The 24,975-nt window shown below is 70.7% G+C and carries 20 protein-coding genes and 1 pseudogene; 8 read left to right on the top strand and 13 right to left on the bottom strand.

Annotated elements, in window-relative coordinates:
* The first annotated feature begins 836 nt into the window (after positions 1-836).
* Complete coding sequence (locus tag OO52_RS35125; RefSeq protein WP_030649790.1) at positions 837-1,703, top strand: transglutaminase-like domain-containing protein; 867 nt, start codon at positions 837-839, stop codon at positions 1,701-1,703.
* A gap of 9 nt (positions 1,704-1,712) precedes the next feature.
* Here OO52_RS35125 and OO52_RS35120 read toward each other — a convergent pair whose 3' ends face one another.
* The 8 genes from OO52_RS35120 to OO52_RS35085 form a co-directional block, all read right to left on the bottom strand.
* A complete protein-coding gene (locus tag OO52_RS35120) occupies positions 1,713-2,327 on the bottom strand; it encodes a response regulator transcription factor (protein ID WP_030649794.1) in 615 nt (204 codons plus the stop codon).
* Entirely contained in the window at positions 2,324-3,517 is a 1,194-nt protein-coding gene (locus tag OO52_RS35115) for a sensor histidine kinase (RefSeq protein ID WP_030649799.1), read from the bottom strand. Before OO52_RS35115 ends, OO52_RS35120 begins: the two co-directional genes overlap by 4 nt.
* A gap of 5 nt (positions 3,518-3,522) precedes the next feature.
* On the bottom strand, positions 3,523-4,263 hold the full coding sequence (locus OO52_RS35110) for an ABC transporter permease (RefSeq protein ID WP_030649802.1): 741 nt from the start codon (positions 4,261-4,263) through the stop codon (positions 3,523-3,525).
* Complete coding sequence (locus OO52_RS35105; RefSeq protein WP_030649804.1) at positions 4,260-5,189, bottom strand: ABC transporter ATP-binding protein; 930 nt, start codon at positions 5,187-5,189, stop codon at positions 4,260-4,262. The genes OO52_RS35110 and OO52_RS35105 overlap by 4 nt, the downstream gene beginning before the upstream one ends.
* A 165-nt stretch (positions 5,190-5,354) precedes the next feature.
* Positions 5,355-7,832 (bottom strand): membrane protein, encoded by a 2,478-nt coding sequence (locus OO52_RS35100; RefSeq protein WP_030649806.1) that lies wholly within the window; start codon positions 7,830-7,832, stop codon positions 5,355-5,357.
* A 193-nt stretch (positions 7,833-8,025) separates the two neighbouring features.
* Positions 8,026-8,442 carry a DUF6113 family protein gene (locus tag OO52_RS35095; RefSeq protein WP_030649809.1) on the bottom strand — a complete coding sequence of 139 codons (417 nt, stop codon included), beginning with the start codon at positions 8,440-8,442 and terminating at the stop codon, positions 8,026-8,028.
* Positions 8,439-9,299, bottom strand: a complete 861-nt coding sequence (gene mshB / locus OO52_RS35090) for an N-acetyl-1-D-myo-inositol-2-amino-2-deoxy-alpha-D-glucopyranoside deacetylase (RefSeq protein WP_030649811.1) — start codon at positions 9,297-9,299, stop codon at positions 8,439-8,441. The genes OO52_RS35095 and mshB overlap by 4 nt, the downstream gene beginning before the upstream one ends.
* Positions 9,300-9,347: 48 nt before the next feature.
* Positions 9,348-9,542, bottom strand: a complete 195-nt coding sequence (locus tag OO52_RS35085; RefSeq protein WP_030649813.1) for a hypothetical protein — start codon at positions 9,540-9,542, stop codon at positions 9,348-9,350.
* 172 nt (positions 9,543-9,714) lie between these two features.
* Here OO52_RS35085 and OO52_RS35080 point away from each other — a divergent pair, with 172 nt between their 5' ends.
* A complete protein-coding gene (locus tag OO52_RS35080; protein ID WP_030649814.1) occupies positions 9,715-11,847 on the top strand; it encodes a S9 family peptidase in 2,133 nt (710 codons plus the stop codon).
* A 110-nt stretch (positions 11,848-11,957) separates the two neighbouring features.
* On the opposite strand, the gene OO52_RS35075 is transcribed toward OO52_RS35080, so the two are convergent.
* Genes OO52_RS35075 through OO52_RS35055 form a run of 5 tightly spaced genes read right to left on the bottom strand, consistent with a single transcriptional unit; the run spans position 11,958 to position 17,526 of the window.
* Positions 11,958-13,016 carry an ABC transporter ATP-binding protein gene (locus OO52_RS35075; RefSeq protein ID WP_030649815.1) on the bottom strand — a complete coding sequence of 353 codons (1,059 nt, stop codon included), beginning with the start codon at positions 13,014-13,016 and terminating at the stop codon, positions 11,958-11,960.
* The gene (locus OO52_RS35070; protein ID WP_030649816.1) at positions 13,009-13,983 is read right to left on the bottom strand and encodes an ABC transporter ATP-binding protein; all 975 of its coding nucleotides are present in this window, start codon (positions 13,981-13,983) and stop codon (positions 13,009-13,011) included. The genes OO52_RS35075 and OO52_RS35070 overlap by 8 nt, the downstream gene beginning before the upstream one ends.
* Before the next feature lie 8 nt (positions 13,984-13,991).
* Entirely contained in the window at positions 13,992-14,975 is a 984-nt protein-coding gene (locus OO52_RS35065) for an ABC transporter permease (protein ID WP_030649817.1), read from the bottom strand.
* Entirely contained in the window at positions 14,968-15,891 is a 924-nt protein-coding gene (locus OO52_RS35060; protein ID WP_030649819.1) for an ABC transporter permease, read from the bottom strand. Before OO52_RS35060 ends, OO52_RS35065 begins: the two co-directional genes overlap by 8 nt.
* A 6-nt stretch (positions 15,892-15,897) precedes the next feature.
* A complete protein-coding gene (locus OO52_RS35055; protein ID WP_030649821.1) occupies positions 15,898-17,526 on the bottom strand; it encodes a peptide ABC transporter substrate-binding protein in 1,629 nt (542 codons plus the stop codon).
* Between the two features lie 510 nt (positions 17,527-18,036).
* Here OO52_RS35055 and OO52_RS35050 point away from each other — a divergent pair.
* From OO52_RS35050 to OO52_RS35025, 6 genes and pseudogenes are all read left to right on the top strand, one after another.
* The gene (locus tag OO52_RS35050) at positions 18,037-19,026 is read left to right on the top strand and encodes an ABC transporter permease (RefSeq protein ID WP_030649824.1); all 990 of its coding nucleotides are present in this window, start codon (positions 18,037-18,039) and stop codon (positions 19,024-19,026) included.
* 79 nt (positions 19,027-19,105) lie between these two features.
* Complete coding sequence (locus OO52_RS35045) at positions 19,106-20,869, top strand: ABC transporter substrate-binding protein (protein ID WP_030939391.1); 1,764 nt, start codon at positions 19,106-19,108, stop codon at positions 20,867-20,869.
* A 118-nt stretch (positions 20,870-20,987) separates the two neighbouring features.
* Positions 20,988-21,968 carry an ABC transporter permease gene (locus OO52_RS35040; RefSeq protein WP_030649830.1) on the top strand — a complete coding sequence of 327 codons (981 nt, stop codon included), beginning with the start codon at positions 20,988-20,990 and terminating at the stop codon, positions 21,966-21,968.
* Positions 21,969-22,020: 52 nt separating this feature from the next.
* Positions 22,021-23,055 carry an ABC transporter ATP-binding protein gene (locus tag OO52_RS35035; RefSeq protein WP_030649833.1) on the top strand — a complete coding sequence of 345 codons (1,035 nt, stop codon included), beginning with the start codon at positions 22,021-22,023 and terminating at the stop codon, positions 23,053-23,055.
* A gap of 23 nt (positions 23,056-23,078) precedes the next feature.
* Positions 23,079-23,970: pseudogene (locus OO52_RS35030) on the top strand (ABC transporter ATP-binding protein).
* A 252-nt stretch (positions 23,971-24,222) separates the two neighbouring features.
* Positions 24,223-24,972, top strand: a complete 750-nt coding sequence (locus OO52_RS35025) for a class I SAM-dependent methyltransferase (RefSeq protein WP_030649835.1) — start codon at positions 24,223-24,225, stop codon at positions 24,970-24,972.
* The last annotated feature ends 3 nt before the right edge of the window (positions 24,973-24,975 follow it).

Below are 24,975 nucleotides of genomic sequence, written 5' to 3'. Positions count from 1 at the left end.
ACGGACCCCCGCCTCCGCGGACCGTCCCTCGCCGGAGGCTGCACACGAGACCGGCTCCCGGCCGCGGAGCGGCCCCGAGAGCCGGCCCCTGCCGGAGGACACCCCCGACGCCCCCTTCGAGGCGGCCGGCCAGTCCGACGACCGGAGCCGGACGGGAAGCGCTCCCGACGGCTTGACCCAGGCGGGTGACGCGCCCGGTGGCACTCCGGGCGGCTTGACCCAGGCGAATGACGCGCCCGATGGCACCCCCGACGACCTGACCCCGGCAAGTGACGCGCCCGGTGGCACTCCGGACGGCCTGACCCAGGCGAATGACGCGCCCGATGGCACTCCGGACGGCCTGACCCAGGCGAGTGACACGCCCGGCAGCACCCCCGACGGCCTCACCCAGGCAAGTGACGCGCCCGGTGGCACTCCGGACGGCCTGACCCAGGCGAGTGACACGCCCGGCAGCACCCCCGACAGCCTCACCCAGGCGAGTCACGCGCCCCGCGGCCGGTCCCGGATGGTGAGCGCGCCCCGTGGCCGGTTCCGGACGGTGAGCGCGCCCCGTGACCGGTCCCGGACGGCGAGCGCGCCCCGCACCAAGGCCAGGACCGGCGGCATGCCCGGCGCCGCACCAGGAGGCCACACCCAGCCGGGCGCCATAGCCGGCGGCCCGTCCCCGGCCGGCGAGGCAGCCGGCGTCCCAGCCCGGGCGCACGGCGCGCCGGCTCCCGTCCCCGGCCGGGCGAGCGGCCCAGCGGCCGGCGCCGGGCCCGGACAGGCACCGCGTCCGGCCGCCGAACCCGGCCCACCCCGCCGTGGAACTCGCCGTGGAAGGGCATGAGGCTGCCATGAGTCATCCGTATCTGCCGCCCCCGTATCCGCCCCCTCCGGACCGCTCCGCCGAGGTGCGGCGGCGGTTCGCCGAGGAGGCCCGGTCCGAGCGGCCGGACCTGTCGGCGCTGTGTCTGCTGATCGGCGCGGAGACGGACGGCTCGTTGGACGAGGCCGGCATCGACGCCGCGGAGGCGGAGCTGGACCGGCTGGCGGGCGAGCTGCCGTACCGGCCGGGCGGGCCGCAGGCGTGGGCGGAGGCCGTACGACGGCTGCTCGGCACCCGCTACGCGTTCCACGGGACGCCGGGCGACTACCAGCGGCTGGAGTCCTCCTTGCTGCACGAGGTGCTGCGGCGGCGGCGCGGGCTGCCGATCCTGCTGTCGGTGGTGTGGCTGGAGGTCGCGCGCCGGGCGGGCGCCCCGGTGTACGGGGTCGCGCTGCCGGGGCACTTCGTGGTCGGGTTCGGGGCGGCGGCGGAGCAGGTGCTGGCCGATCCGTTCGACGGCGGCCGGGTACTGACCGGGACGGACGCCGAGCTGCTGGTCGTGGGCGCCACGGGCACACCGCTGGACCCCTCGATGCTGGAGCCGGCGCCGCCGCTGGAGGTCGTCCAGCGCATCCTGAACAACATCCGGGCGTGGGCGGCGGCCCGGCCGGAGCGGTCGGACGTCGCGCTGCGGGCCGTGGAGCTGGCGCTGCTCATCCCCTCGCATCCGGCGCGGCTGCGCTATGAGCGCGGGCAACTGCTGGTACAGCGCGGGGAGTTCGTCGCGGGCGCCGAGGAGCTACAGCACTACGCCGACCTGATCGAGGTGGTGGACGAGTCGGCGGCCCGCAAGATCCGGCAGGAGGCGCGCACGGCGAGGTCCAAGCTCAACTGAGGTGGTCCCTCACAGCCACCCCTTGTCCCGGGCGATCCGTACCGCCTCCGCCCTGTTGCGCGCGGCCAGTTTCTGGATGGCGGTCGACAGGTAGTTGCGGACCGTGCCCTGGGACAGGTGCAGTGCCTGGGCGAGTTCGGCGTTGGTGGAGCCGTCGGCCGCCGCGCGGAGCACCTCGCGTTCGCGCTCGGTGAGCGGGTTGGCGCCCTCGGCGAGCGCGGCGGCGGCCAGCGTGGGGTCGATGACCCGCTCGCCGGCCAGCACCTTGCGGATCGCCTCGGCGAGCTGCGCGGCCGGGGCGTCCTTGACGAGGAAGGCGTCGGCGCCCGCCTCCATGGCGCTGCGCAGATAGCCGGGGCGGCCGAAGGTGGTCAGGACGACCAGCTTGACCCGCGGGTGCTCCCGGTGCACCCGGGCCGCGGCCTCGATGCCGGTGCAGCCGGGCATCTCGATGTCGAGCAGCGCGACGTCCACGCCGTGCGCGCCGACGGCCGCGAGCACCTCGTCGCCGCGCGCCACCTGGGCGACGACCTCGATGTCGTCCTCCAGGCCGAGCAATGCGGCCAGCGCCTCGCGGACCATCGACTGGTCCTCGGCCAGGAGGACCTTGATCATGCTCGTCATGCCCCGGATCCTACGTCCGCCCCGGCGGCCGTGGGCACGCGGGCGACGAGCCGGAAACCGTGCCTGACCCGGCCCGCCTCCAGGGTGCCGCCGGCCTTCTCCAGGCGCTCGGTCAGCCCGGTCAGTCCGTTGCCGGGCCCCTTCCCGGAGCCCCCGCTCCCGTCGTCCTCGACGGAGAGTTCGAGCACCGGCCCGTCCAGGGTCTGACGGCGCAGCAGCCGTACGGCGCAGCGGTCGGCGCCGCTGTGCCGGACCACGTTGGTGACCGCCTCGCGCAGCGCCCAGGCCAGCGCGGACTCGGCCTCCTCGGGCACGCCGGCGAGGTCGGGTTCGGCGGGCACCTCGGCGACGACCCCGGCGGCGGTCAGGGCCACCTGGGCACCGGCGAGTTCGGCGGCGAGCCGGGGCCGCCGGTAGCCGGTGACGGCCTCCCGGACGTCGACCAGGGCCTGCCGGCTGACCTGTTCGATGTCGGCGACCTGCTGGGCCGCCTTGTCGGGGTGGCCGGGCAGCATCCGGCCGGCCAGCTCGCTCTTCAGCGTGATCAGCGACAGCGAGTGGCCGAGCAGGTCGTGCAGGTCGCGGGCGAGTCGCAGCCGTTCCTCGTTGGCGGCGAGCTGGGCCACGGTGGCCCGCGCCTTGCGCAACTCGATGGTGGTGCGCACCAGTTGCCCGACGCCGACCATCGCGAACCCGATGAGCACGACGAGGAGCAGCAGCCCGCGGGCCTCCTTCTCGTTCGAGTGCAGCCCGATGAGGTACATCAGCGCGGCCGTCGCCGGGATCGCCCAGTACGACGCCCGGACCGGCAGGGTGGCCCCGCAGGCCACCGAGAGGTAGACGAAGAGGCCGAGCCAGGCGCTGCCGAGGGTGTAGGCGAGGACGGGTGCCAGGACGGCCAGGACCGCGATGAGGCCGACGACCGTACGGGGCGCGAAGGGCCGGCCCATGTTGCGGAAGACCAGCGCCAGGTAGACGCCGACGAACGCGGCCAGGCCGAGGGAGCCGACGAGGGTGGCGCGCGCGGTGTGGTGGCCGCCCACCAGGTCGTCGACCGGTGAGCTGAGGAAGACCAGCCACACGCCGATCCACAGCACCTTGGCCAGCACGTCCCGCCGGGTGCGGGGGCCCTGGCCCAGCCGCACCTGGTGTTGCGGCCGCTTCTCGCGGGTCAGGGGGTCTTCCGTCATCGCGCTCACGCCTTCAGCGTGTCCTTCCGGTACAGCCAGGCCGCGCCGCCCGCGAAGAGGACGAAGTAGACGGCGAGGACGGCGATGTCCGCCGCGTGCGGGGCCTGGCTCTGCTCGATCGCCCGTCCCAGGGCAGCGTACGCGTGCGTGGGGAGCCACTTGGCGATGTCCTGGAGGACCTGCGGGAAGGTCGTGGACGGCATCCACAGGCCGCCGAGGATCGACAGACCGAAGTAGACGATCATCGTGATCGGGCGGACCGCGTCCCCGGAGGCGAGGTAGCCGAGGGCGACGCCGAGCGCGGCGAAGACGAGGCTGCCGGCCCAGATCACCCCGGTGAGCGCGAGCCACTGCCAGGCGTCCAGGCGTACGTCCTTGACGCCGGCGGCGACGGCGAACACGACGACGATGGCCGGCAGGCTCACCACGGCGGCGCTCGCGGTCTTGGCGAGGACGTAGCCGCGCCCGGGCAACGGGGTCAGCCGGAGCTGCCGTACCCAGCCGCTCTCGCGTTCCTTGGCGATGCGCTCGCTGTTGCCCATGAGGACGGCGGTCAGGGCGCCGAAGGAGGCCATGGAGACCATCAGGTAGGTGGCGACGGTCAGGCCGCTGCCGTCGACCCGCGCGGCCGGGCCGGCGCTGCTGGAGAAGATCAGGTAGATGATCGAGGGGTAGAGCACGGAGAAGAACAGGAATTTCCTGTTCCGCAGGGCGCGGGCCAGTTCGAGCTTGATGAGGGCGTTCACGACTGCTTGGCCTCCTCGGCCTCCGTGATGGCGACGAAGGCCTGCTCCAGACCGAGCCCGGCGACTTCGAGGTTGCGGGGATAGACACCGAGGCCGTACAGGGCGTGCACGGTCGCGTCGGCGTCGGCGGACTGCATGCGGACGGTCTGGCCCGACACGTCGACCGAGGTGAGGAACGGCAGTCCGCGCAGGGCGCTCTCGTCGATCTCACCGGTCAGGTCGAACGAGATCCGCCGCGCGCCCGCCCTGGCCTTGATCTCGGCGGCCGTGCCGTCGGCGAGGAGCCGGCCCCGGTGCAGCACCAGGACCCGGTCCGCGACGGCGTCGGCCTCTTCCAGGTAGTGGGTGGCGAAGAGGACCGTACGGCCCTGGTCGGCCTGTTCGCGCATGGTGGCCCAGAACGCCTGGCGGGCGGAGACGTCCATGCCGGTGGTCGGCTCGTCCAGGAGGATCAGATCGCTGTCGCCGGCGGTGGCGAGGGCGAACCGGACCCGCTGCGCCTGGCCGCCGGAGAGCTTGTCGACCTTGCGGTCGGCGATCTGGGCGATGCCCGCGCGGGCCAGCACGTCGGAGACCGGGTACGGCCGCGGGTGCAGGGAGCAGGCCAGCTTCACCAGTTCGGCAACAGTGACCCCGTCCATCAGGCCGCCGCTCTGCAGCATCGCCCCGACCCGGCCGGCGACGATCGCCTCGCGCGGGCGGGTGCCGAACAGGCTCACCGTGCCGCTGTCGGCGTGCTTGAGCCCGAGGAGCAGGTCCAGGGTGGTGGACTTGCCGGCCCCGTTCGGGCCGAGGAGGGCGACGGTCTCGCCCGGGTACAGCCGGAGCGAGAGGCCGTCGACGGCCCGCACGCTCCCGTACGTCTTGGTCACCTGGTCGAACCCGACCACCGGGGTGGTGGTGGCCGGTGCCGCTGTCGTCGTCATGCCGTCCATGCTGGCGGAGACGGCCCGGGGCCCGGCAGTGTCGGGGGTCCCGGGTGCCGGATGACAGATGTCATGCCCGGTGCCCCGAAGGTGCGCGCGGGAGGAACGGCGCGACGGGCCCGCGGATGACCGCGGGCCCGTCGTGGTGGTGTTCCGGCTCGGCGTCTAGCTGGGGTTGGTCTCGATGACCCCGACCCGCTCCGCCGCCGTCTTGCCCCGCAGCGCCTTGCGCAGCGCGGAGACCACGTCCTGCGGCAGGACGCCACGCTTCCCGGTCGCGGTCTGGATCTGTACGCCGTCGAAGGTGCTGCCGTAGGCCTCCTTGAGCGCCTTGAGGTCGTACGTGTCCACGAGCTTGCCGTCCACGGCCTTGAAGCTGATGATCTTCGGCAGCGACACGGGGCCGAACGGGATGCTGTGCACCGCGTCGGTCTGCACCCGGACGAGGCCGGACATCGCGGGCTTCGCGAAGTCGTTCATCACCCGGTCGACCTCGGCGTTCGACACCGTCGGCTGCTTGATGGCGGTCGGCACGGTGACCGGGGGCGTGCTGCCCTTCTCCACCAGCGTGCGGTACGCCTGTTCGACCGCCGTGGTCGAGCGGCCCGCGTCGATGGCCTTGCCCGCCTTGCCGTAGACCGCCACGGCCTTGCCGGACTCGAACTTGATGGTGCCGTCCGTGGCCGAGCCCGCGCCGCCGCCGGCGTGCTGGAGCGCGGCCTGCAGCTTCTCCTCGTCCACCGGCATGACCGGCTGGACCACGCGCTTCTGCCCGAAGAGCGAGCCGACGACGTGGACCGGGTTGTAGTCGCTCTTCGCGGCCTCGCTCACCGTGGCCTGGTAGTCGAACTGGAGACCGGCGTTCTCCGGCGTGAGGGTGACGGTCTTGCCGCCCACGGCCAGCTCCAGCGGCTTGTTCACCCGGCTGCCGAAGGCGTCGTCCAGCTTCTTGACGGCGTCGTCGCGGGTGCCGCCACCGATGTCGACACCGAGCACGGTGGTGCCCTTGGGCACGTCGGTGTGGTTCATCAGCAGCCCGGCGCCGTAGGCACCGCCCGCCACGACGAACACGCCGACGACCAGCAGCATCAGCTTGCTGCGGCCCTTCTTCTTCGGCTTCGGCTTGCCCGCCGCCTTGGGCGCGGCGGCCGGTGCGGGCTTGGGCGCCGTGGGCGCCGCCTGGCCGTCGGGGTGGGTGCCGAACGGGGGCTTGCCGGCGTTCGGGACGACCGGGATGCCGCTGGTGACGGTGTGTCCGGAGACGTTGTCGGCGGACGGGGGGCGGTATCCGGGCGTGCCCGGCTCCGGGGCCGGCTTCTGCGGGGTGAGGATCGCGGTGTCGTCGCTGAGCCCGCCACCGGGGCCACGGCCCGCCGGGCCGCCGGGGTTGCCCCCCGGAGCACCCGGACCGCCGGGCCGCCCGGCGCCGCCGGGGCCGTTGAAGCCGCCGGGGCCGCCGGGGCCGCCCGCCGCGCCGGGCGCGTCCAGATCGGCGATGTCGGAGAGGGCGCTGCGCGCGGGCGAGCCGCCGAAGCCGGCGCCCGACGGGCCGTCGAAGGGCTCGCCCGGCCCCATGCCGACGCCGCCGCCGGTGGCCGGCGGGACGAGGGTGCCGTCGCCGGTGACCGGACCGCTGGTGGGGCCGGCCGGGCCGCCCTGGGGGCCGCCGGGGCCGCCGTGGCCGCCGGGTCCGTCGAAGCCGCTGGCGCCGCCGGGACCGCCGTTCCCACGGGCACCGCCCGCGGCACCGCCGTAGCCGTCGTGCCCGCCACCGAAACCGTCGAGGCCGCCGGCCCCGGCAGCACCCGCGCCGAAGCCGTCGTGCCCGCCGGTGCCCGCCATGCCCGTGCCGAAGTCGTCCTGGCCGCCGTTCTCCGAGAAGTACGGCAGGTCGTCACGGCGGGGCTCGTCGGAGCCGGGGCGGGAACCGCCGCCCCGGGGGCTCCCGGTCAGGGCCTCGGTCACGTCGAAGGAGCCGGTGCCGCCGCCGTGTCCCGGGGCGACCGGGCCGCCGGTGGCGCCGGGCAGGCCCTTGCCGTTCGTGCCGCCGGAGCGCGGACCGCCCGGCACGCTCATGGAGCCGACCACACCACCGGGACGGCCGCCACCGGATGCGCCGGTGGTACCGGCCGCACCCGAAGCTCCCGGACCACTCGAACGGGTGCCCGACACGCCGGAGGAGGCGTTGGCGGCCGCGGAACCGCCGGGCGTCCCGGCGCCGTTCGTGCCACCGCCGCCCGGACCGCCCTTGGGCGCGCCGGACTTGCGGGGCGCGAACCAGTCGCTGGTCTTGTCCTCCGCCTGGGCGGCGGGCTCGGCCGGGGCCTCGGCGGTGCCGGCGGACGGCCGGTCGGCCACGGGCCGCGGCTCGGCGGCCGGCGCCTCCTCCCCGGCGCCCTCGCCGTCCCCGACGGGCTTGCGCACGACGACCGGCGGGATCGGCCGGGACCCGGGGATGTTGATCCGGATCCGGGTCGTCAGCGTGGTCTCGGTCTTCTTCTCCTCCGGCCGCGTGCCCGAACGGCCCGCGCCCGTACCGTCGTCGGAAGCCATGGGGGTCCCGTACGGCGGCGTGCCGGAGGGGTATGCGGCTCCGCCGCGCCCGTCGGGCCCGGAGGACGGAGTGTCAGTTTCACGACTCAAGGCAGGTTCTCCCGGTTGGCTCCGCCGCCCGTTTCGACCTCAGCTGGGGGTACCCCCTGTTCGAGCGCAGTCGACAACTTGGGGGAGGCACGGCGGCGCGCACCACCATACTGGCCACTTCTGGCGCGTATCCCATGACCGCCGAGGAAACCCACACCGGACTCGCACGTGCGCCGCACGGCGAAGTGGTACGTCACTTGCCAAGTCGGGCGGAGCCGCCGCGCGGTTGCCGCCCTGCGCCGACGGTGGCGCAGATCACAGCGAGGGCCATGCCGCCGAGCAGGTACAGATAGGAACTGCCGCCCGCGCCGAAGAGGTAGTCGCCCTCCGGGCGCGTGGTGGTGAGCAGGATGACGGCGACGACCCAGCCCGCCGCCGGCGCGACCGCCCCGCCCCGGCCTCCGGTGGCGTACCCGCCGCCGAGGAAGAGCCCGGCGGCGCCCACGAGGGCGAGCAGCAGCCCGCCGGGGAACCAGGCGGCCTGCAGGAGGGCCCCGGCGATGCCCGTGACGGCGCCGAGCAGGAACAGGCCGACGAGGGCGGCGGCCCGTCCCGCGGAGGGCGGGCGCAGCGGCTGGGCGAGCGGGGAGCCGTTCCCGCCGTCGCTCATGACGCCTCCCCGAGGTCGAGACCGGCGAAGAGGTCGGTCTCCCCGCGCTGTCCCGGCCCGCGCACCAACTCGTAGTACTCGGTCGTGAACAGCGGCTGGGCGAGCTCGTTGGAGAGCGCGAAGTACGGCTCGGCGACCTCGATCTGGGTGGCGTGGGCGCGCATCGCGGCGGCCTTGGCGGCGGCGTGGGCGGTGCCGTCGATCGTGGTGGTGATCCGCTCGTCGGCCACCACGCCGGGCACGTCGTCCACGGTGGCGCCCTTGTCGAACGGCAGTGCGGACAGCTCGTCCTGGAGGCGGGCGAAGGCGGCCTCGGCGACGGAGCGCGGGACGCGGTTCCAGTACACCTTGGTGATCAGGTGGCCGCGTTCGGCCGCGAGGTCGACCGCGCGCATGGCGACGCGGTGGGCCTGGATGTGGTCCGGGTGGCCGTAGCCGCCGTCGTCGTCGTACGTCACGAGGACCTGGGGGCGGACCTCCAGGATCACCTCGGCGAGCCTCCCGGCCGCCTCGTCGACGTCGGCCTGCCAGAAGCATCCGGGGTCGTCGTTGTCGGCGAGGCCCATCATCCCGGAGTCGCCGTACCGCCCGGCGCCGCCGAGCAGCCGGGCGTCCGTGACGCCGAGCGCGGACACGGCCGCGGCCAGCTCGCCGCGCCGGTGCGCGCCCAGCGCGGCGCCCGTCAGATGCCGCAGCTCCGGCGGGATGACCTCGCCCCGCTCCCCCAGGGTGCAGGTGACCAGGGTCACGTGGGCGCCCTCGGCCGCGTACCTGGCCATGGTCGCGCCGTTGTTGATCGACTCGTCGTCCGGGTGCGCGTGCACCAGGAGAAGACGCCGGGAGGGCAGTTCCGTCATGGCCACCACCCTACGAGGTCCCCGCGCCCGCCCCCGCGACGCCGGCCGTCAGAACTTGATGCTGCCGATCATGCTGGCGACGTTGGTCGTCAGCTCGCTGATCGTGGGAGCGACGGTCGAGGAGGCGAGATAGAAGCCGAGCAGGATGCAGACGACGGCATGGCCGCCCTTCAGCCCTGACTTCTTGATCAGCAGGAAGACGATGATCGCCAGCAGCACCACCGCCGAAATCGAGAGTGCCACGGCGGCTCACCTCCAAAGATCCCAGGGACGCGGGTTCTAGATCAGTAGAGCAAATCCATGCAGACGCCAGCAGGTTCATACCCACTCTGCGGTAGTGATCATAACTATCCGTACTCGCGCATCGGTCGGCGCACAGCCGCACAAGGGGGCGCATGGCCAATATGGTCGGGGTATGACGACCGAGGCTGACTCCTTCCCCCGTCGGCACGCCCGGACCCAGCGGTTCACGCTCGGCGCGCCGCGTGCGTTCACCGTGGCACCCGACGGTTCGCGTGTCGCGTTTCTGCGTTCCGGCTCCGGCGACGACCGGGCCAACTCCCTGTGGGTACTGGATCTTCCGGGGGGTGCGGAACGCCCGGCGGCCGATCCGCGCGTGCTCCTCCAAGGCGCCGCCGAGGAGCTCTCGGCCGAGGAGCGGGCGCGCCGCGAGCGCAGCCGCGAGGGCGGCGCCGGCATCATCGGCTACGCCACCGACGGCGCCGTGGAGTTGGCGTCTTTCGCCTTGTCAGGGCGGCTTTTCACGGCGGAGCTGCGCGCCGGGACGGCGCGTGAACTCCCCGTTCCCGGGCCGGTGATCGACCCGCGTCCCTCCCCCGACGGCCGGCACATCGCGTACGTCGCCCGGGGCGCGCTGCGGGTGGTGGGCGCCGAGGGGGACGGCGACCGGGTGCTGGCCGAGCCGGAGTCGGCGGACGTCTCCTACGGCCTCGCGGAGTTCGTCGCGGCGGAGGAGATGGCGCGTTCGCGGGGCTTCTGGTGGGCGCCGGGGTCGGACCGGCTGCTCGTGGCACGCGTGGACGACACGCCGGTACGACGGTGGTGGATCTCGGATCCGGCCCATCCGGAACGTGAGCCGGCCGGCATCCGGTACCCGGCCGCGGGCACCCCCAACGCGGACGTCCGGCTGTTCGTGTGCGGGTTGGACGGGACGCGCACGGAGGTGGTCTGGGACCGCACGCGCTACCCGTATCTGGCGCGTGTGCACTGGTCAGAGGCGGGTGCGCCGCTGCTGCTGGTGCAGGCGCGGGATCAGCGCAGCCAGCTTTACCTGGCGGTCGACCCGGATTCCGGGGCCACGCGGATGGTGCACGCCGATGAAGATCCAACTTGGCTGGAACTGTTCGCCGGTGTGCCCTGCTGGAACCCCTCCGGGCAGCTTGTGCGTATCGCGGACGAGGGGGGCGCACGGGTTCTGGCGGTCGGCGAACGCCCCTTGACCAGCGGTCAGTTGCATCTGCGCGCGGTCCTGGACGTGGGTGCGGACGACGTACTGGTTTCCGCCTCTTCCGGCCCGGAGGCCGAGTCGCCGGAAATTGGCGAGGTTCATGTGTACCGGGTGAACGAACTGGGCCTGGAGCGCCTGTCCCAGGAGCCCGGTGTGCACTCGGCGGTGCGCTCGGGGAACGTGACCGTCCTCGTGTCCGCCGCACTGGACCGCCCTGGCGCCCGGGTCCAGGTGCTGTGTGACGGAAAACCGACGGCGACTGTCCGGTCGTACGCCGAAGATCCCGGTCTGTCCCCCCGAGTGACCCTGACACAAGGGGGCGCACGCCGAATTCCGTGCGCCGTGCTTATGCCACGGGACTACCCCGGTGACACTCCCCTGCCGGTACTCCTGGACCCCTACGGCGGTCCGCACGGCCAGCGGGTGGTCGCCGCGCACAATGCCCACCTCACCTCCCAGTGGTTCGCCGACCAGGGCTTCGCGGTGGTCGTCGCCGACGGCCGGGGCACCCCGGGCCGCGCGCCCGCCTGGGAGAAGTCGATCCGGGACGACGTGGCGGCGGTCGTCCTCCAGGACCAGGTCGACGCCCTGCACGCGCTCGCCGAGCGCTACCCGCTGGACCTCACCCGGGTGGCGATCCGCGGCTGGTCCTTCGGCGGCTACCTGTCGGCGCTGGCGGTGCTGCGCCGCCCGGACGTCTTCCACGCGGCGGTGGTCGGCGCGCCGGTCACCGACCTCAGGCTGTACGACACCCACTACCAGGAGCGCTACCTCGGCGACCCGAACGAGCAGCCGGAGGTCTACCGCCGCAACTCGGTGATCGACGACGCGGGCCTGGTCGACCCCGCCGAGCCGCACCGTCCGATGCTGGTCATCCACGGACTGGCGGACGACAACGTGGTCGTCGCCCACTCCCTGCGCCTCTCCTCCGCGCTGCTGGCCGCCGGCCGCCCGCACGAGGTGCTGCCCCTGTCCGGGGTGACTCACATGACCCCGCAGGAGACGGTCGCGGAGAACCTGCTCCTGCTCCAGCTCGACTTCCTCCGGCGCTCCCTCCCCGAGCCCGGCGGACAGGCGTGAACTGCGTTAACACGCAGGCAACTTCACCGAAGCGGGACCGATATACGGACACGGGAGGCTGATCAGCGTACGGCCGTGCGGGTGCCGTGAACGGGCCGGGGTGCGCCATGTCACCCCGGCCCGTTGCCGTTCAGCCGGGACTCCTCCGGCGGCACCACTTGTTTCTCCTCCGCGAAGTGACAGGCCGAGGGGTGCGCGGCGGGACCGGCCGCGTCACGGAAGGCGGCCGGCACGGCGAGCGCGGGGACCTCCACGGCGCAGCGTTCCTGCGCCTTCCAGCAGCGGGTGCGGAACCGGCAGCCGGAGGGGATGTTCGTCGGGGACGGCACGTCACCGGTGAGGATGATCCGCTCGCGGCGTTCACGGGCGTCGGGGTCGGGTACGGGGACGGCGGAGAGCAGGGCCTGGGTGTAGGGGTGGGTGGGGTGGTCGTAGATCTCGGCGTCCCGGCCGGTCTCGACGATGCGGCCCAGGTACATGACGGCGACGCGGTCCGAGATGTGCCGGACGATGGACAGGTCGTGGGCGATGAAGACGTAGGAGAGGTCGAAGTCCGTCTGGAGCCGGGCGAGGAGGTTGATGACCTGCGCCTGCACGGAGACGTCGAGGGCGGAGACGGGTTCGTCGGCGACGATGATCTCGGGGCGCAGCGCCAGCCCCCGGGCGATGCCGATGCGCTGGCGTTGACCGCCGGAGAACTGGTGGGGGTAGCGGTTGATGTACTCGGGGTTGAGACCGACGACGTCGAGGAGTTCCTGGACCCTGCGGCGGCGGTCGCCCTTGGGGGCCACCTCGGGGTGGATCTCGTAGGGCTCGCCGATGATGTCGCCGACCGTCATGCGGGGGTTGAGGGAGGTGTAGGGGTCCTGGAAGACCATCTGGATGTTGCGGCGCACGGCTTTGAGGGCCTTGCCGGACAGCCGGGTGATGTCCTCGCCCTTGAACGTGATGGTGCCGGCGGTGGGTCGTTCGAGGCCGCACAGGAGTTTGGCGACGGTGGACTTGCCGCAGCCCGATTCGCCGACGATGCCGAGGGTTTCGCCCTGGGCGAGGGTGAAGTCGACGCCGTCGACGGCCTTGACCGCGCCGATCCGCTTCTTGAACAGGACGCCCCGGGTGAGCGGGTAGTGCTTGACCAGGCCGCTCACTTCGAGAATCGGTTCAGCCATCGAGGCACTCCCTCCAGAAGTGGCAGGCGCTGCCCCGCTCGTCGGAGACCTCGTACAGCGGGGGTTCGTCGGTGCGGCAGACGTCCCTGGCCATGGGGCAGCGGGGGTGGAAGGAGCAGCCCGGGGGGATGTGCGTCAGGTTCGGTGGCAGGCCCTTGATGGCGTAGAGCTCGTGGCCTTTGTGGTCCAGGCGGGGGATGGAGTCGAGCAGGCCCCGGGTGTAGGGGTGGGCGGGGGCTTTGTAGAGGTCGTGGACGGGCGCGGATTCCACGATCCGGCCCGCGTACATCACCGCGATCCTGTCGGCGACGTCCGCGACGACGCCCAGGTCGTGGGTGATGAGGATCAGTCCCATGCGGTACTCGCGCTGGAGGTCCGCGAGGAGGTCCATGACCTGGGCCTGGACGGTGACGTCGAGGGCGGTGGTGGGTTCGTCGGCGATGATGAGGGCCGGTTCCAGCGCCAGCGCCATGGCGATCATGATGCGCTGGCGCATCCCGCCGGAGAACTGGTGGGGGTAGTCCCGCACACGCTGGGCGGCGGCCGGGATCCGCACCCGCTCCATCAGCTCCACGGCCCTCGCCCGCGCGTCCTTGCGCGACGTGCCCCGGTGGACCACGAACATCTCCCCCAGCTGATCCCCCACCGTCATCACCGGGTTCAGGGCCGACAGCGCGTCCTGGAAGATCATCGCCATTCCGGCGCCCCGGATCCTCCTCCGCTCCTCGCCCTTCAGCGTCAGCAGGTCCCGTCCCTGGAACAGGATCCGCCCCTGGGTGATCCGCCCGGGCGGCATGTCGAGGATGCCCATCACGGCCTGCGCGGTGACGGACTTCCCCGATCCCGACTCCCCCAGCACCGCCAGCGTCTCCCCCGCGTCCACCGCGTAGCTGACTCCGTTGACGGCGTGGGCGACGCCGTCGCGGGTGTGGAACTCCACGTGGAGGTCCCGGACGTCGAGCAGCACGGTGAACGTCACCTCAGCTTCGGGTCGAGGGCGTCGCGGACCGCGTCGCCCAGCATGATGAACGCCAGCACCGTGACCGCGAGGGCGCCCGAGGGCCACAGCAGGGCATGGGGGGCGTTGCGGATGTAGGGGGAGGCGGCGGAGATGTCGATGCCCCAGGAGACGCTGGGGGGTTTGAGGCCGACGCCGAGGTAGGACAGGGTCGCTTCCAGGGCGATGTAGGTGCCCAGCGCGATGGTGGCCACCACGATCACCGGCGCGACGGCGTTCGGGGCGATGTGCCGCAGCAGGATCCGGGAGTCCGAGGCGCCCAGCGCGCGAGCGGCCTGGACGTAGTCGTTCTGCTTGGCGGTGATGACCGAGCCGCGCGCGATCCGGGAGATCTGCGGCCAGCCGAGCAGCACCATGAACCCGATGACCGGCCAGACCGTATTGGAGGTCACGACCGAGAGGAGGACGAGTCCGCCGAGGACGACCGGGATGGCGAAGAAGATGTCCGTGACCCGGGACAGCACCGCGTCCCACAGGCCCCCGAAGTAGCCCGCCAGCCCGCCCAGCACCGAGCCGAACACCGACACCCCGAGCGTGGCCAGCACCCCGACCGTGACCGACGTACGGGCGCCGTACACCGTGCGCGTGTAGACGTCGCAGCCCTGGCCGTCGTAGCCGAAGGGGTGCCCGGGAGCCGAGCCGTCCTGCGCCTTGGCCAGGTCGCACGTGAGCGGGTTCCCGGAAGCGATCGCCGACGGCCAGACCGAGACGAAGACCAGGAAGAGGATGACCAGGGCGGAGACGAGGAAGACCGGATTGCGGCGCAGGTCCCGCCAGGCGTCCGACCACAGGGAGCGCGGTTTGCCCGCCGGCCCCGTGCCCTCCGGTCCGCCCGGTGTCCTCTCCAGCGTGGTCGCCTCGCTCGCCGCGAGATCCATCGCGCCGCCCATCCCGGTACCGGCGATGGCCCGCCCGGCCTCGTACGGCTGCTGCTCAGGCATAGCGGATCCTCGGGTCGAGTACGGCGTACAGGAGGTCGACGAGGAGGTTGGCGACCAGGAAGACCAGCACGAGCACGGTCACGAAGCCGACGACCGTCTGGGTGTTCTGGCGCAGGATGCCCTGGTAGAGCTGGTAGCCGACGCCATGGATGTTGAAGATCCGCTCGGTGACGATCGCCCCGCCCATCAGCGCCCCGATATCGGTCCCGATGAACGTGACCACGGGGATGAGCGAGTTGCGCAGCAGGTGCCGGGTGATGACCCGGCGCCGGGGCAGGCCCTTGGCGATGGCCGTACGGACGTAGTCCGCGCGCTTGTTCTCCGCGATCGAGGTCCGCGTCAGCCGCGTGACGTAGGCCAGCGACACGGAGGCCAGGACCAGGCCCGGCACGAGCAGCTCGCCGAAGGCCGCGTCCGGGGAGACGGAGGGTTTGATCCAGGCCCACTTCACGCCGAGGAGCAGCTGGAGCAGCAGACCGGTGACGAAGGTGGGGACGGAGATCACCACCAGGGTCAGCAGCAGCACGGTGGTGTCGATGGGCCGGCCGCGCCTGAGGCCCGTGACGACGCCCAGCGTGATGCCGATGACGACCTCGAAGAGGATCGCCACGATGGTCAGCCGGATGGTGACGGGGAACGCCGTGCCCATCAGCTCGGTGACCTTCTGCCCGTTGAACGCCGTGCCGAAGTCGCCGGTGAAGACGTTGCCCATGTAGGTGAGGTACTGCTGCCAGACCGGCTTGTCCAAGCCGAACTCCCGCTTGAGCTGCGCCGCCGTCGCCGGGTCGCAGGCCCGCTCCCCGCACAGGCCCGCGACGGGATCGCCCATCACGTTGACCATGAGGAAGATCAGCAGGGTGGACCCGACGAAGACCGGGATCATCTGGAGCAGTCGCCGGACGACATAGCGTCCCATGGCGGCTCAGCTGACCTTGATCTCGTTGTAGACGGGCACGCTGAACGGGTTGAGCGCCACGTCGGACAGCCGCTCCGAGTAACCGGCGCTGCCGTTCTGGTACCAGAGCGGGATGGCGGCCATGTTGTCCCGGACGACTCCCTCGGCCTGCTGGAACAGCTTCACGGCCTTGGTCTGGTCGCTCTCGGCGTTCGCCCGGTCGACCAGCTTGTCGAAGTCCTTGTTCGACCACTTGCCGTCGTTGGAGGAGGCGTTCGTGTAGTACAGCGGCTGGAGGAAGTTCTGGATGAGCGGGTAGTCCATCTGCCAGCCCGCGCGGAACGGCCCGGTCATCTTGTGCTGCCCGATGCGGTTGCGGAAGTCGGCGAAGGTGCCGACCGGGTTGCCGACGCACGCCTTGTCGTTGCCGAGGGCGTTGTTGATCGAGTTGCACACGGCGTCCACCCACTCCTTGTGCGAGCCCGTGTCCGCGTTGTAGGTGATCTTCACCTGGCCGCCGGGGATCCCGCCGCCTTCCTTGATCAGCTTCTTGGCCTCGTCCGGGTGGTACTCGCAGGCCTTGCCGCACAGGCCCTCCTTGAAGCCGCCGGCCACGCCGAGGACGGGCGAGGTCCAGTCGGTGGCCGGGGTGCGAGTCCCGTGGAAGATCCTCTCGGTGATCTGCTCGCGGTTGATCGCCATGGACAGGCCCGTGCGCACCTTCTCCGTGCCCGGTTTGTCCCACGCCTTGTCGTAGTAGGGGAAGGCGAAGGTCTGGAGGATGCCGGCCGGGGTGTTGATGTAGCGGTCGCCCAGGTCGGTCTTGACGTTCTTCAACTGGGCGGCGGGCACGTCGTCCACGAGGTCGAGGTTGCCGGACAGCAGGTCGGTGTAGGCGGTGTTGCTGTCGGTGTAGACCTTCAGGTCGACCCCGCCGTTGCGCGCCTTGTCCGGGCCCGGGTAGCCGTCCCACTTCCGCAGGGACATCTGGGAGCCCTTCATATAGGAAGCGACCGTGTACGGACCGTTGCCGACCGGCTTCTTCAGCCAGGCCGCGTGGTCCGTGAAGAAGGCGCGCGGCAGCGGGGCGAAGGCCGCGTAGCCGAGGGTGTCCGGGAAGGTGGAGAACTTCTGGTTGAGCCGGACGGTGAAGGTGTGGTCGTCCACCACCTTCAGCCCGGACAGCGTGTCGGCGGTCTGCCTGCCGGAGCTGGGGTGGACCTTGTCGTAGCCGTCGATGTAGCCGAAGAAGAGGGCGTTCTTCTGGTTGTTCCTCAGGCTTGCGCCGTAGTTCCAGGCGTCCACGAAGGAGCGGGCGGTGACCTTCTCGCCGTTGGAGAAGGTCCAGCCGCTCCGCACCCTGATGGTGAAGTTCCGCGAGTCCTTGGTGTCGATGGACCGGGCGAGCATGTCGGTGGCCTTGCCGGTCCTCGGGTCGTACTTCTTCAGGCCCCGGAAGATCATGTCGAGGACCTTGCCGCCCTGCACCTCGTTGGTGTTGGCCGGCTCCAGCGGGTTCTGCGGGTCGCCCCAGGAGGAGCTGAGCACCGCGCCGCCGCTGCCGCCGCCGCTTGAGCCGCCGCCCCCGCAGCCGGTGGCGGCGAGAGCCAGCGCCACCGCGCACACGGCCCCCCGGGCATGCGTGACTCCCCGCATGGCGTGCCTCCTCCGCGACGCTGATCCACTACCGGCCAATATCGTCATATAAGGCATGTATCGCATGTCCGCCGCCCGATTGAGCGGCCTTTGGGGGGACACGTCATCCGAATGCAGGCATCACCCCTCGGCCGCCTTGATGATCTTGGGTGAAGAGCGCAATAGATCTTCGTGTAACGATGCCGAAACGTTGGATTGAGACGTGCCGATGTACGCATGTCGACACTCCACCGTCCGCATATCGAACTCCTTGCCCGTTTAGTCCAGTTCGCCCGATGTGAAGCACGGATTGATTACGGCGCGCTACCCGCGTAGCTACGGAATGATCAAGGGAGAGCAAAGAAGGTAAAGAGACAACCAAGGCGACCGAGAATTTATTGACCTTGAATGAATTGCGTTGAAAAAGTCCGGCGTAGCCCGTAGGGGAGCGCCCTGCGGAGTCATCAGACCCTCCCTTGGGCCAGGAGCACCATGACCCCCCCAACTCCATCCGCGGCTGCCCCGCTTGAGGTGACCGACGAGACCGTCGAGAAGTCGATCACTTCGGACGGCTCGAAGGGCAGCGAGAGCAGGTCCCCCGGACAGCTCGCTTGGCGTCGCTTCAAGCGGGACCGCGTGGGCGTCGCCTCGGCGATCATCGTGATCCTCTTCTTCGTGATCGGCCTCGCGGCGCCGCTCATAGCCAAGCTCTACGGCAAGGACCCGTACACGACGTACGGGATCAACACGCCCGGGCTGCTGGGCGACAACGGCCTCCCGGCGAAGCCGAACGGCGGCATCGACAGCGAGTTCTGGTTCGGCATCGACCCGCAGCTCGGCCGCGACGTCTTCACCTTCCTGCTGTACGCGGTCCGCAACTCGCTGCTGCTCGCCACCGCGATCACGGTGCTCATCATGATCGTCGGTGTGGTGATCGGCATCACCGCCGGCTACATCGGCGGCAAGACGGACTGGATCCTGGGCCGGGTCATCGACATCCTGCTCGCCTTCCCGCAGCAGTTGTTCTTCGTGGCGTTCACGCCCGTGGTCCTCAGCCTCTTCGTGGCCAGCAACGAGGACACGCCCACCTCGATCGTCGTGATCTCCCTGATCACCCTCCTGGTCGTCTTCGGCTGGGCCTCCATCGCCCGACTGCTGCGCGGTCAGGTGCTGGCCCTGCGCGAGCGGGAGTTCGTCGAGGCCGCGAAGGTCACGGGCGCGTCTCCGGCCCGCATCATCTTCAAGGAACTGCTGCCCAACCTGTGGACGCCCATCCTGATCCAGGGCACGCTCCTGCTGCCCGCAATGGTCACCACGGAGGCGGGCCTCGCCTACCTCGGCGTCGGCATGCAGGACCCGACCCCCGACTGGGGCGTCATGATCGGGTACGCCGCCGGCTTCTACCAGGACGACTTCACCTTCCTGCTCTTCCCCGGCATCTCGATGGTGATCTTCGTACTGGCGTTCAACCTCCTCGGCGACTCGGTGCGCGACGCGCTCGACCCGAAGACCAAGCGCTGACTCCGGCCCTCCTCAGGACCACGGCAAGGACGCCGGGGTGCCGGGCTTCTCTCATCAACCCACTTCAAGGCAGGATGCGATGTCCTTCTCGCGCAGAAACTTCCTGATAGCCACCGGTGTTGCCGCCGCCTCCAGCACCGTGCTGAGCGCGTGCAGCAGCGGCAACTCCAGCAGCGCCGGCACCGGCAAGCAGGAAGCGGCCAAGGCCCACACCACCACCGTCAAGATCGGCACGGCGGCGGACTCGCAGGGCCCGGCTCCGGAGGTCCCCGGTGCCAAGAAGGGCGGCAAGGTCTACCTGCTGAACGACGACGACTTCTCGCACCTCGACCCGCAGCGCGTCTACTACGCGTGGAACTCGCTGGCCGTGGTCGTCCTCGCCCGCACCCTTACCGGTTACAAGGTCGGCGACGACGGCTCCATGACCCTGGTCGGCGACCTCGCCACCGACACGGGCACCATGAAGGACGGCGGCAAGACCTGGTCCTTCACCCTGAAGGACGGCGTGAAGTGGGAGGACGGCTCCGACATCACCGTCGACGACGTCCGCCACGGCTTCGAGCGCGCCTTCGCCAACTTCATCACCGAGGGCGCCGTGTACGCCCAGACCTGGCTGACGGGCACGCAGGAGTACCGCAAGTCCTACCCGGGTCCCTTCAAGGGCAACAAGCACCTCAAGTCGATCACGACGAGCGGGAAGACCATCACCTTCCACCTCTCCGAGGCGCGTCCGGACTTCAACTACGTCGTCGCGATGCACTCGTACGCGCCGCCCCCGGTGAAGCACGACACCAAGCAGGACTACGACAAGAAGCCGTTCTCCAGCGGCCCGTACAGGATCAAGTCGCACCAGACCGACAAGTCGATGGTCCTGGTCCGCAACGAGCACTGGGACCCGAAGACGGACCCGATCCGCAACGCCTACCCGGACGAGTTCGACTTCACCTTCGGCATCGAGGCGGAGACCGCCGCCGACCGCCTGATCGCCGACTCGGGCAACGACCAGTACGCCGTGTCCTGGCGCACCGTCCCGCAGTCGAAGGTCCAGCAGGCCACCGCCAAGGCCAAGGACCGCCTCTTCGAGGACCTGAGCAGCGGCACCAGCGTCTACTGGATCAACCAGACCCGCGTCACCGACATCAAGGTCCGCGAGGCCATCATCAAGGCCTGGCCGACCGCCGGCATCCGCTCCATCCAGGGCGGCACGCACCGCGGTGACTACGCGACCGGCATCATGAGCCCGCTCGTCGCCGGCTACAAGTCGCAGGACGTCTGGGGCAAGCTGAAGAACCCGGCCGGCGACCCGGCCGCCGCCAAGGCTGTCCTGAAGAAGGCCGGCAAGCTCGGCACCAAGGTCGTCTACGCCTACCAGCAGGACCCGATCAACGCCAAGGTGAAGGTCGTCGTCGAGAACGCCCTCAAGGCGGCCGGCTTCGATGTCGTCACCAAGGGCATCGACTCCACCACCTGGTACGACCAGATCGGCAAGCTCGACAACGAGTTCGACATCTACTGGGGCGGTTGGTCCGCCGACTGGCCGACCGGTTACTCGGTCTTCCAGCCGCTGTTCGACAGCCACAACGTGGTGGACCAGGGCACCAACTACTGCCACCTGAAGAACCCCGACGTCGACGCGGCCATCAAGGCGGCCACGGCGGAGACGGACCAGGACAAGGCCAACGCCATGTGGGCCGCCCTGGACAAGCAGGTCACGGAGCTGGGTGCCTTCATCCCCGACGTCTACATGAAGCGCCTGTACCTCCACGGCTCGAAGCTCGGCAACGTCAAGATGGACCCGAACTTCGACGGCTGCATGCTCTACAAGATGTACGTCAAGGCCTGATCCACACCTGAGAGGTGGGGCGGCTCCGGCCGCCCCACCCTCGGCTCGTCCACCGGGCCTCCGGTCATCCCGTCCCGGCCCGTTCCGCACGACGGCCCTCCCAGGAAAGCCAACCCCCATGCTTCGCTTCCTCGTCCGCCGGCTCCTCGGCGCCGTGGTCACGCTGCTGATCATCAGCGCGGTCACGTACATGCTCTTCTACGCGGTGCCGCGCGACCCGTCCCGGATCGCCTGCGGCAAGGTCTGCACCCCGGAGACGCTCGACGTGATCCGGCACAACATGGGGATCTCGGACCCGCTGCCGGTCCAGTACTGGCACTGGCTCGAGGCCATTTTCGTGGGCCGCGACTACCCGGGCTTCGGCCACTGCGACGCCCCCTGCCTGGGCTACTCGTTCATCAACCGTGAGCCCGTCCTCGCGACGGTGTGGGACCGCTTCCCGACCACGGCCTCCCTCGCCATCGGCTCCGCGGTCGTCTTCCTGATCTTCGGTATCGGCACCGGCATGCTCGCCGCCGTCAAGCAGGGCAAGCCGCTGGACAAGATCGCCAGCTCCGCCTCGCTGGTCGCGTCGTCGATGCAGATCTACTTCGTCGGCCCGGTCGCCCTGTACCTCCTCGTCTACCAGTCGCACCTGCTCAACCAGCCCTCCTACACCCCGTTCAGTGAGAACCCGGGTGCCTGGTTCACCGGGCTGCTCGTGCCCTGGCTGGTGCTGGCGCTGATCTGGACCGCCAACTACACCCGTATGACCCGCTCGCAGCTGGTCGAGACGCTCACCGAGGACTACGTCCGCACCGCCCGCGCCAAGGGCATGTCCCGGCGCAACGTCTTCTTCCGCTTCGCCTGGCGCGGTGCCATGGGCCCGATCGTCACCATCTTCGGCATCGACATGGGCGTGCTGCTCGGTGGCGCGATGATCACCGAGAAGACCTTCAGCCTCCAGGGCATCGGCCTGCTCGCCGTGAAGTCGGTGATCAACAACGACCTGCCGATGCTGCTCGGCGTCATGATCATCACGGCCTCCTTCGTAGTGATCGCCAACATCGTCGTCGACGCCTGCTACGCCCTGATCGACCCGCGGATCCGGCTCGCCTGACCCCGCCCTCCTCCGCCAGCTACCCCGCATCACCCCCCTCTGGAGCGTCCCCGTGACGAGCACCGATTCGCAGCCCTTCCTGTCCGTCAAGGACCTGAAGGTGCACTTCTCGACCGAGGACGGCGTCGTCAAGGCCGTCGACGGCCTCTCCTTCGACCTCGTACGCGGCAAGACGCTGGGCATCGTGGGTGAGTCGGGGTCCGGCAAGTCGGTCACCAACCTGGCCATCCTGGGCCTGCACAATCCGGACAGCACGAAGATCGACGGCTCCATCGAGCTGGACGGCGTGGAGCTGAACGGCGCCTCGGAGAAGACCCTGGAGCAGCTCCGCGGCAACAAGATGGCGATGATCTTCCAGGACGCCCTGGCCTCGCTGTCGCCGTACCACACCATCGGCACGCAGATCGGCGAGGTGTACCGCAAGCACACCGGCGCCTCCAAGGCCGAGTCGCGGGCGCGGGCCATCGAGATGCTGAGGCGTGTCGGCATCCCCCAGCCCGACCGGCGGGTGGACAACTACCCGCACGAGTTCTCCGGCGGTATGCGCCAGCGCGCGATGATCGCGATGGCGCTCGTGTGCGACCCGGAGCTGCTGATCGCCGACGAGCCGACGACCGCGCTCGACGTGACGGTGCAGGCCCAGATCATGGATCTGCTCAAGGATCTCCAGCAGGAGTTCGGCACCGCGATCATCTTCATCACGCACGACCTCGGCGTGATCGCGGACATCGCCGACGACGTCCTGGTGATGTACGGCGGCCGGTGCGTGGAGCGCGGTTCGAAGACGGAGGTGCTGCGCACCCCGCAGCACCCGTACACCTACGGTCTGCTCGGCTCCATGCCGAGCCTGGACGGCCCGGTCGACGTACCGTTGAACCCGATCCCGGGCTCGCCGCCGTCGCTGCTGAACCCGCCGTCCGGCTGCCGCTTCCACCCGCGCTGTGCCTTCGCGGACAAGGTGGCGGACGGCAGGTGCTCGAAGGAGCAGCCGCTGCTGGAGATCGTGGACGGTCGCGGCAGCGCCTGCCACCTGACGGACGAGCAGCGCCGCGAGTACCTCGCCGACACGGCCGCCAAGGCCCACTGACGTACAAGAGACGGAATTCACCAATGAGCGACACCACTCCCCTCCTGGACGTCTCCGGGCTGACCAAGCACTTCCCGATCAAGGGCGGCTTCCCGATCCGCCGTACGGTCGGCGCGGTGCAGGCCGTCGACGGGCTCGACTTCCAGGTCGCCGAGGGCGAGAGCCTGGGCCTGGTCGGCGAGTCCGGCTGCGGCAAGTCCACCACCGGCCGGCTCATCACCCGCCTGCTGGAACCCACGGCCGGCAGGATCAGCTACCGCGGTCAGGACATCACGCACGCCAACCGCAAGCAGCTCGGAGATCGTCGGACTGAACCCCGAGCACTACAACCGCTTCCCGCACGAGTTCTCCGGCGGCCAGCGCCAGCGCATCGGCGTCGCCCGCGCCCTCGCCCTGAACCCGAAGCTCATCGTCGCCGACGAGCCGGTCTCCGCGCTCGACGTCTCCATCCAGGCCCAGGTCGTCAACCTGCTCCAGAAGGTGCAGCGGGAACTGGGCATCGCGTTCGTCTTCATCGCCCACGACCTCGCGATCGTGCGGCACTTCTCCCACCGCGTCGCGGTCATGTACCTAGGCAAGATCGTCGAGATCGGCGACCGCGAGGACCTGTACGACAACCCGCGCCACCCTTACACGCGGGCTCTGCTCTCCGCCGTGCCCGAGGCGACGGTGGACGAGGAGCCGCGTGAGCGCATCCGTCTGACCGGTGATGTGCCGTCGCCGATCAACCCGCCCTCCGGCTGCCGCTTCCGCACCCGGTGCTGGAAGGCGACCGAGAAGTGCGCCACGGAGGCGCCGCCGCTGGTGCAGGTCGAGGGCAACAAGCCGGGCCACCTGACGGCGTGCCACTACCCGGAGACGGAGCCCACGATCCCGGCCCCCCGTCTCTCCAAGGACCCCGAGGCGGCGGCCTGACACACCCCTTTCCGTCGGCCGCCCCCTTGCGGATCGGACTTTCACGGCCCATTGACCCGAGCCTTTGAACGTCCGCTCCGGGGGACGAGGGCCCGCGCCTCCCCAGGCACGGGCCCTCTTCCGTGTCCCGGACTCCCGCTTTCCGCAGGTCCGCCTTCGGAGCCCGTCCGTGTCAACGGCCCCTTGAACCCGCGGACTTCGGGAAGCACCGTTCCTGACGCACCGTTCAGCAACCTGTGTCAGACTGCCGCGGTGGTCGATCACGTCTTTGCCGATCTCTCGCTCGCCGCGCTGTACGACAGCCTCAATCCCTGGGGACCGGGTGACGACTTCTACCTCGGGCTGCTGCGGGAGGCCGGCTCCGTGCTGGACATCGGGTGCGGCACCGGTCGGTTGCTGCGGAGGGCCCGGGACGAGGGGCACCGGGGGCGGCTGATGGGCCTCGATCCGGCCGCCGCCATGCTCGTTCAGGCGCGGCGCGCCCGGCCGGACGTCGAGTGGGTGCTCGGCGATGCGCGGGTGCGGCGGTGGCAAGGGGAGTTCGACCTCGTCGTCATGACCGGGCACGCCTTCCAGGAACTGGTGACGGACGAGGAGATCCGGATCTGCCTGCGCGCCGCCCGCGCGGCCCTGCGGGACGGGGGGCGGTTCGTGTTCGAGACCCGCAATCCGGGTGCCCGCGCCTGGGAGCGGTGGACCCCGGACCGGGTGCACGAGATCACCGCCGCCGACAGCACTCCGGTGCGGGTCTGGCACGAAGTGCGGGGCGGAGGCCCGGACCGGGGCCGGATCCGCTTCACCGAGACCTACGCCGGCCCCCACTGGCCCGCCCCCCGGGTCAACCACAGCGTCCTGCGCTTCCTGGACGCCGGGACGCTGGACACCTTCCTCGCGGAGGCGGGCCTGACCGTCACCGATCAGTACGGCGACTGGAACCGGGGGCCCCTGACGGACACGTCCCCGGAGATCATCACGGTGGCCCGCCCGGCCGAAGCCCCCTGACCC

Source organism: Streptomyces flaveolus, from assembly GCF_000716535.1.
In the GTDB taxonomy this organism is placed as follows: Bacteria; Actinomycetota; Actinomycetes; order Streptomycetales; family Streptomycetaceae; genus Streptomyces; species Streptomyces flaveolus_A.
The sequence above is the reverse complement of the archived record's forward strand: the minus strand, read 5'-3'. Positions and strand labels throughout refer to the sequence as shown.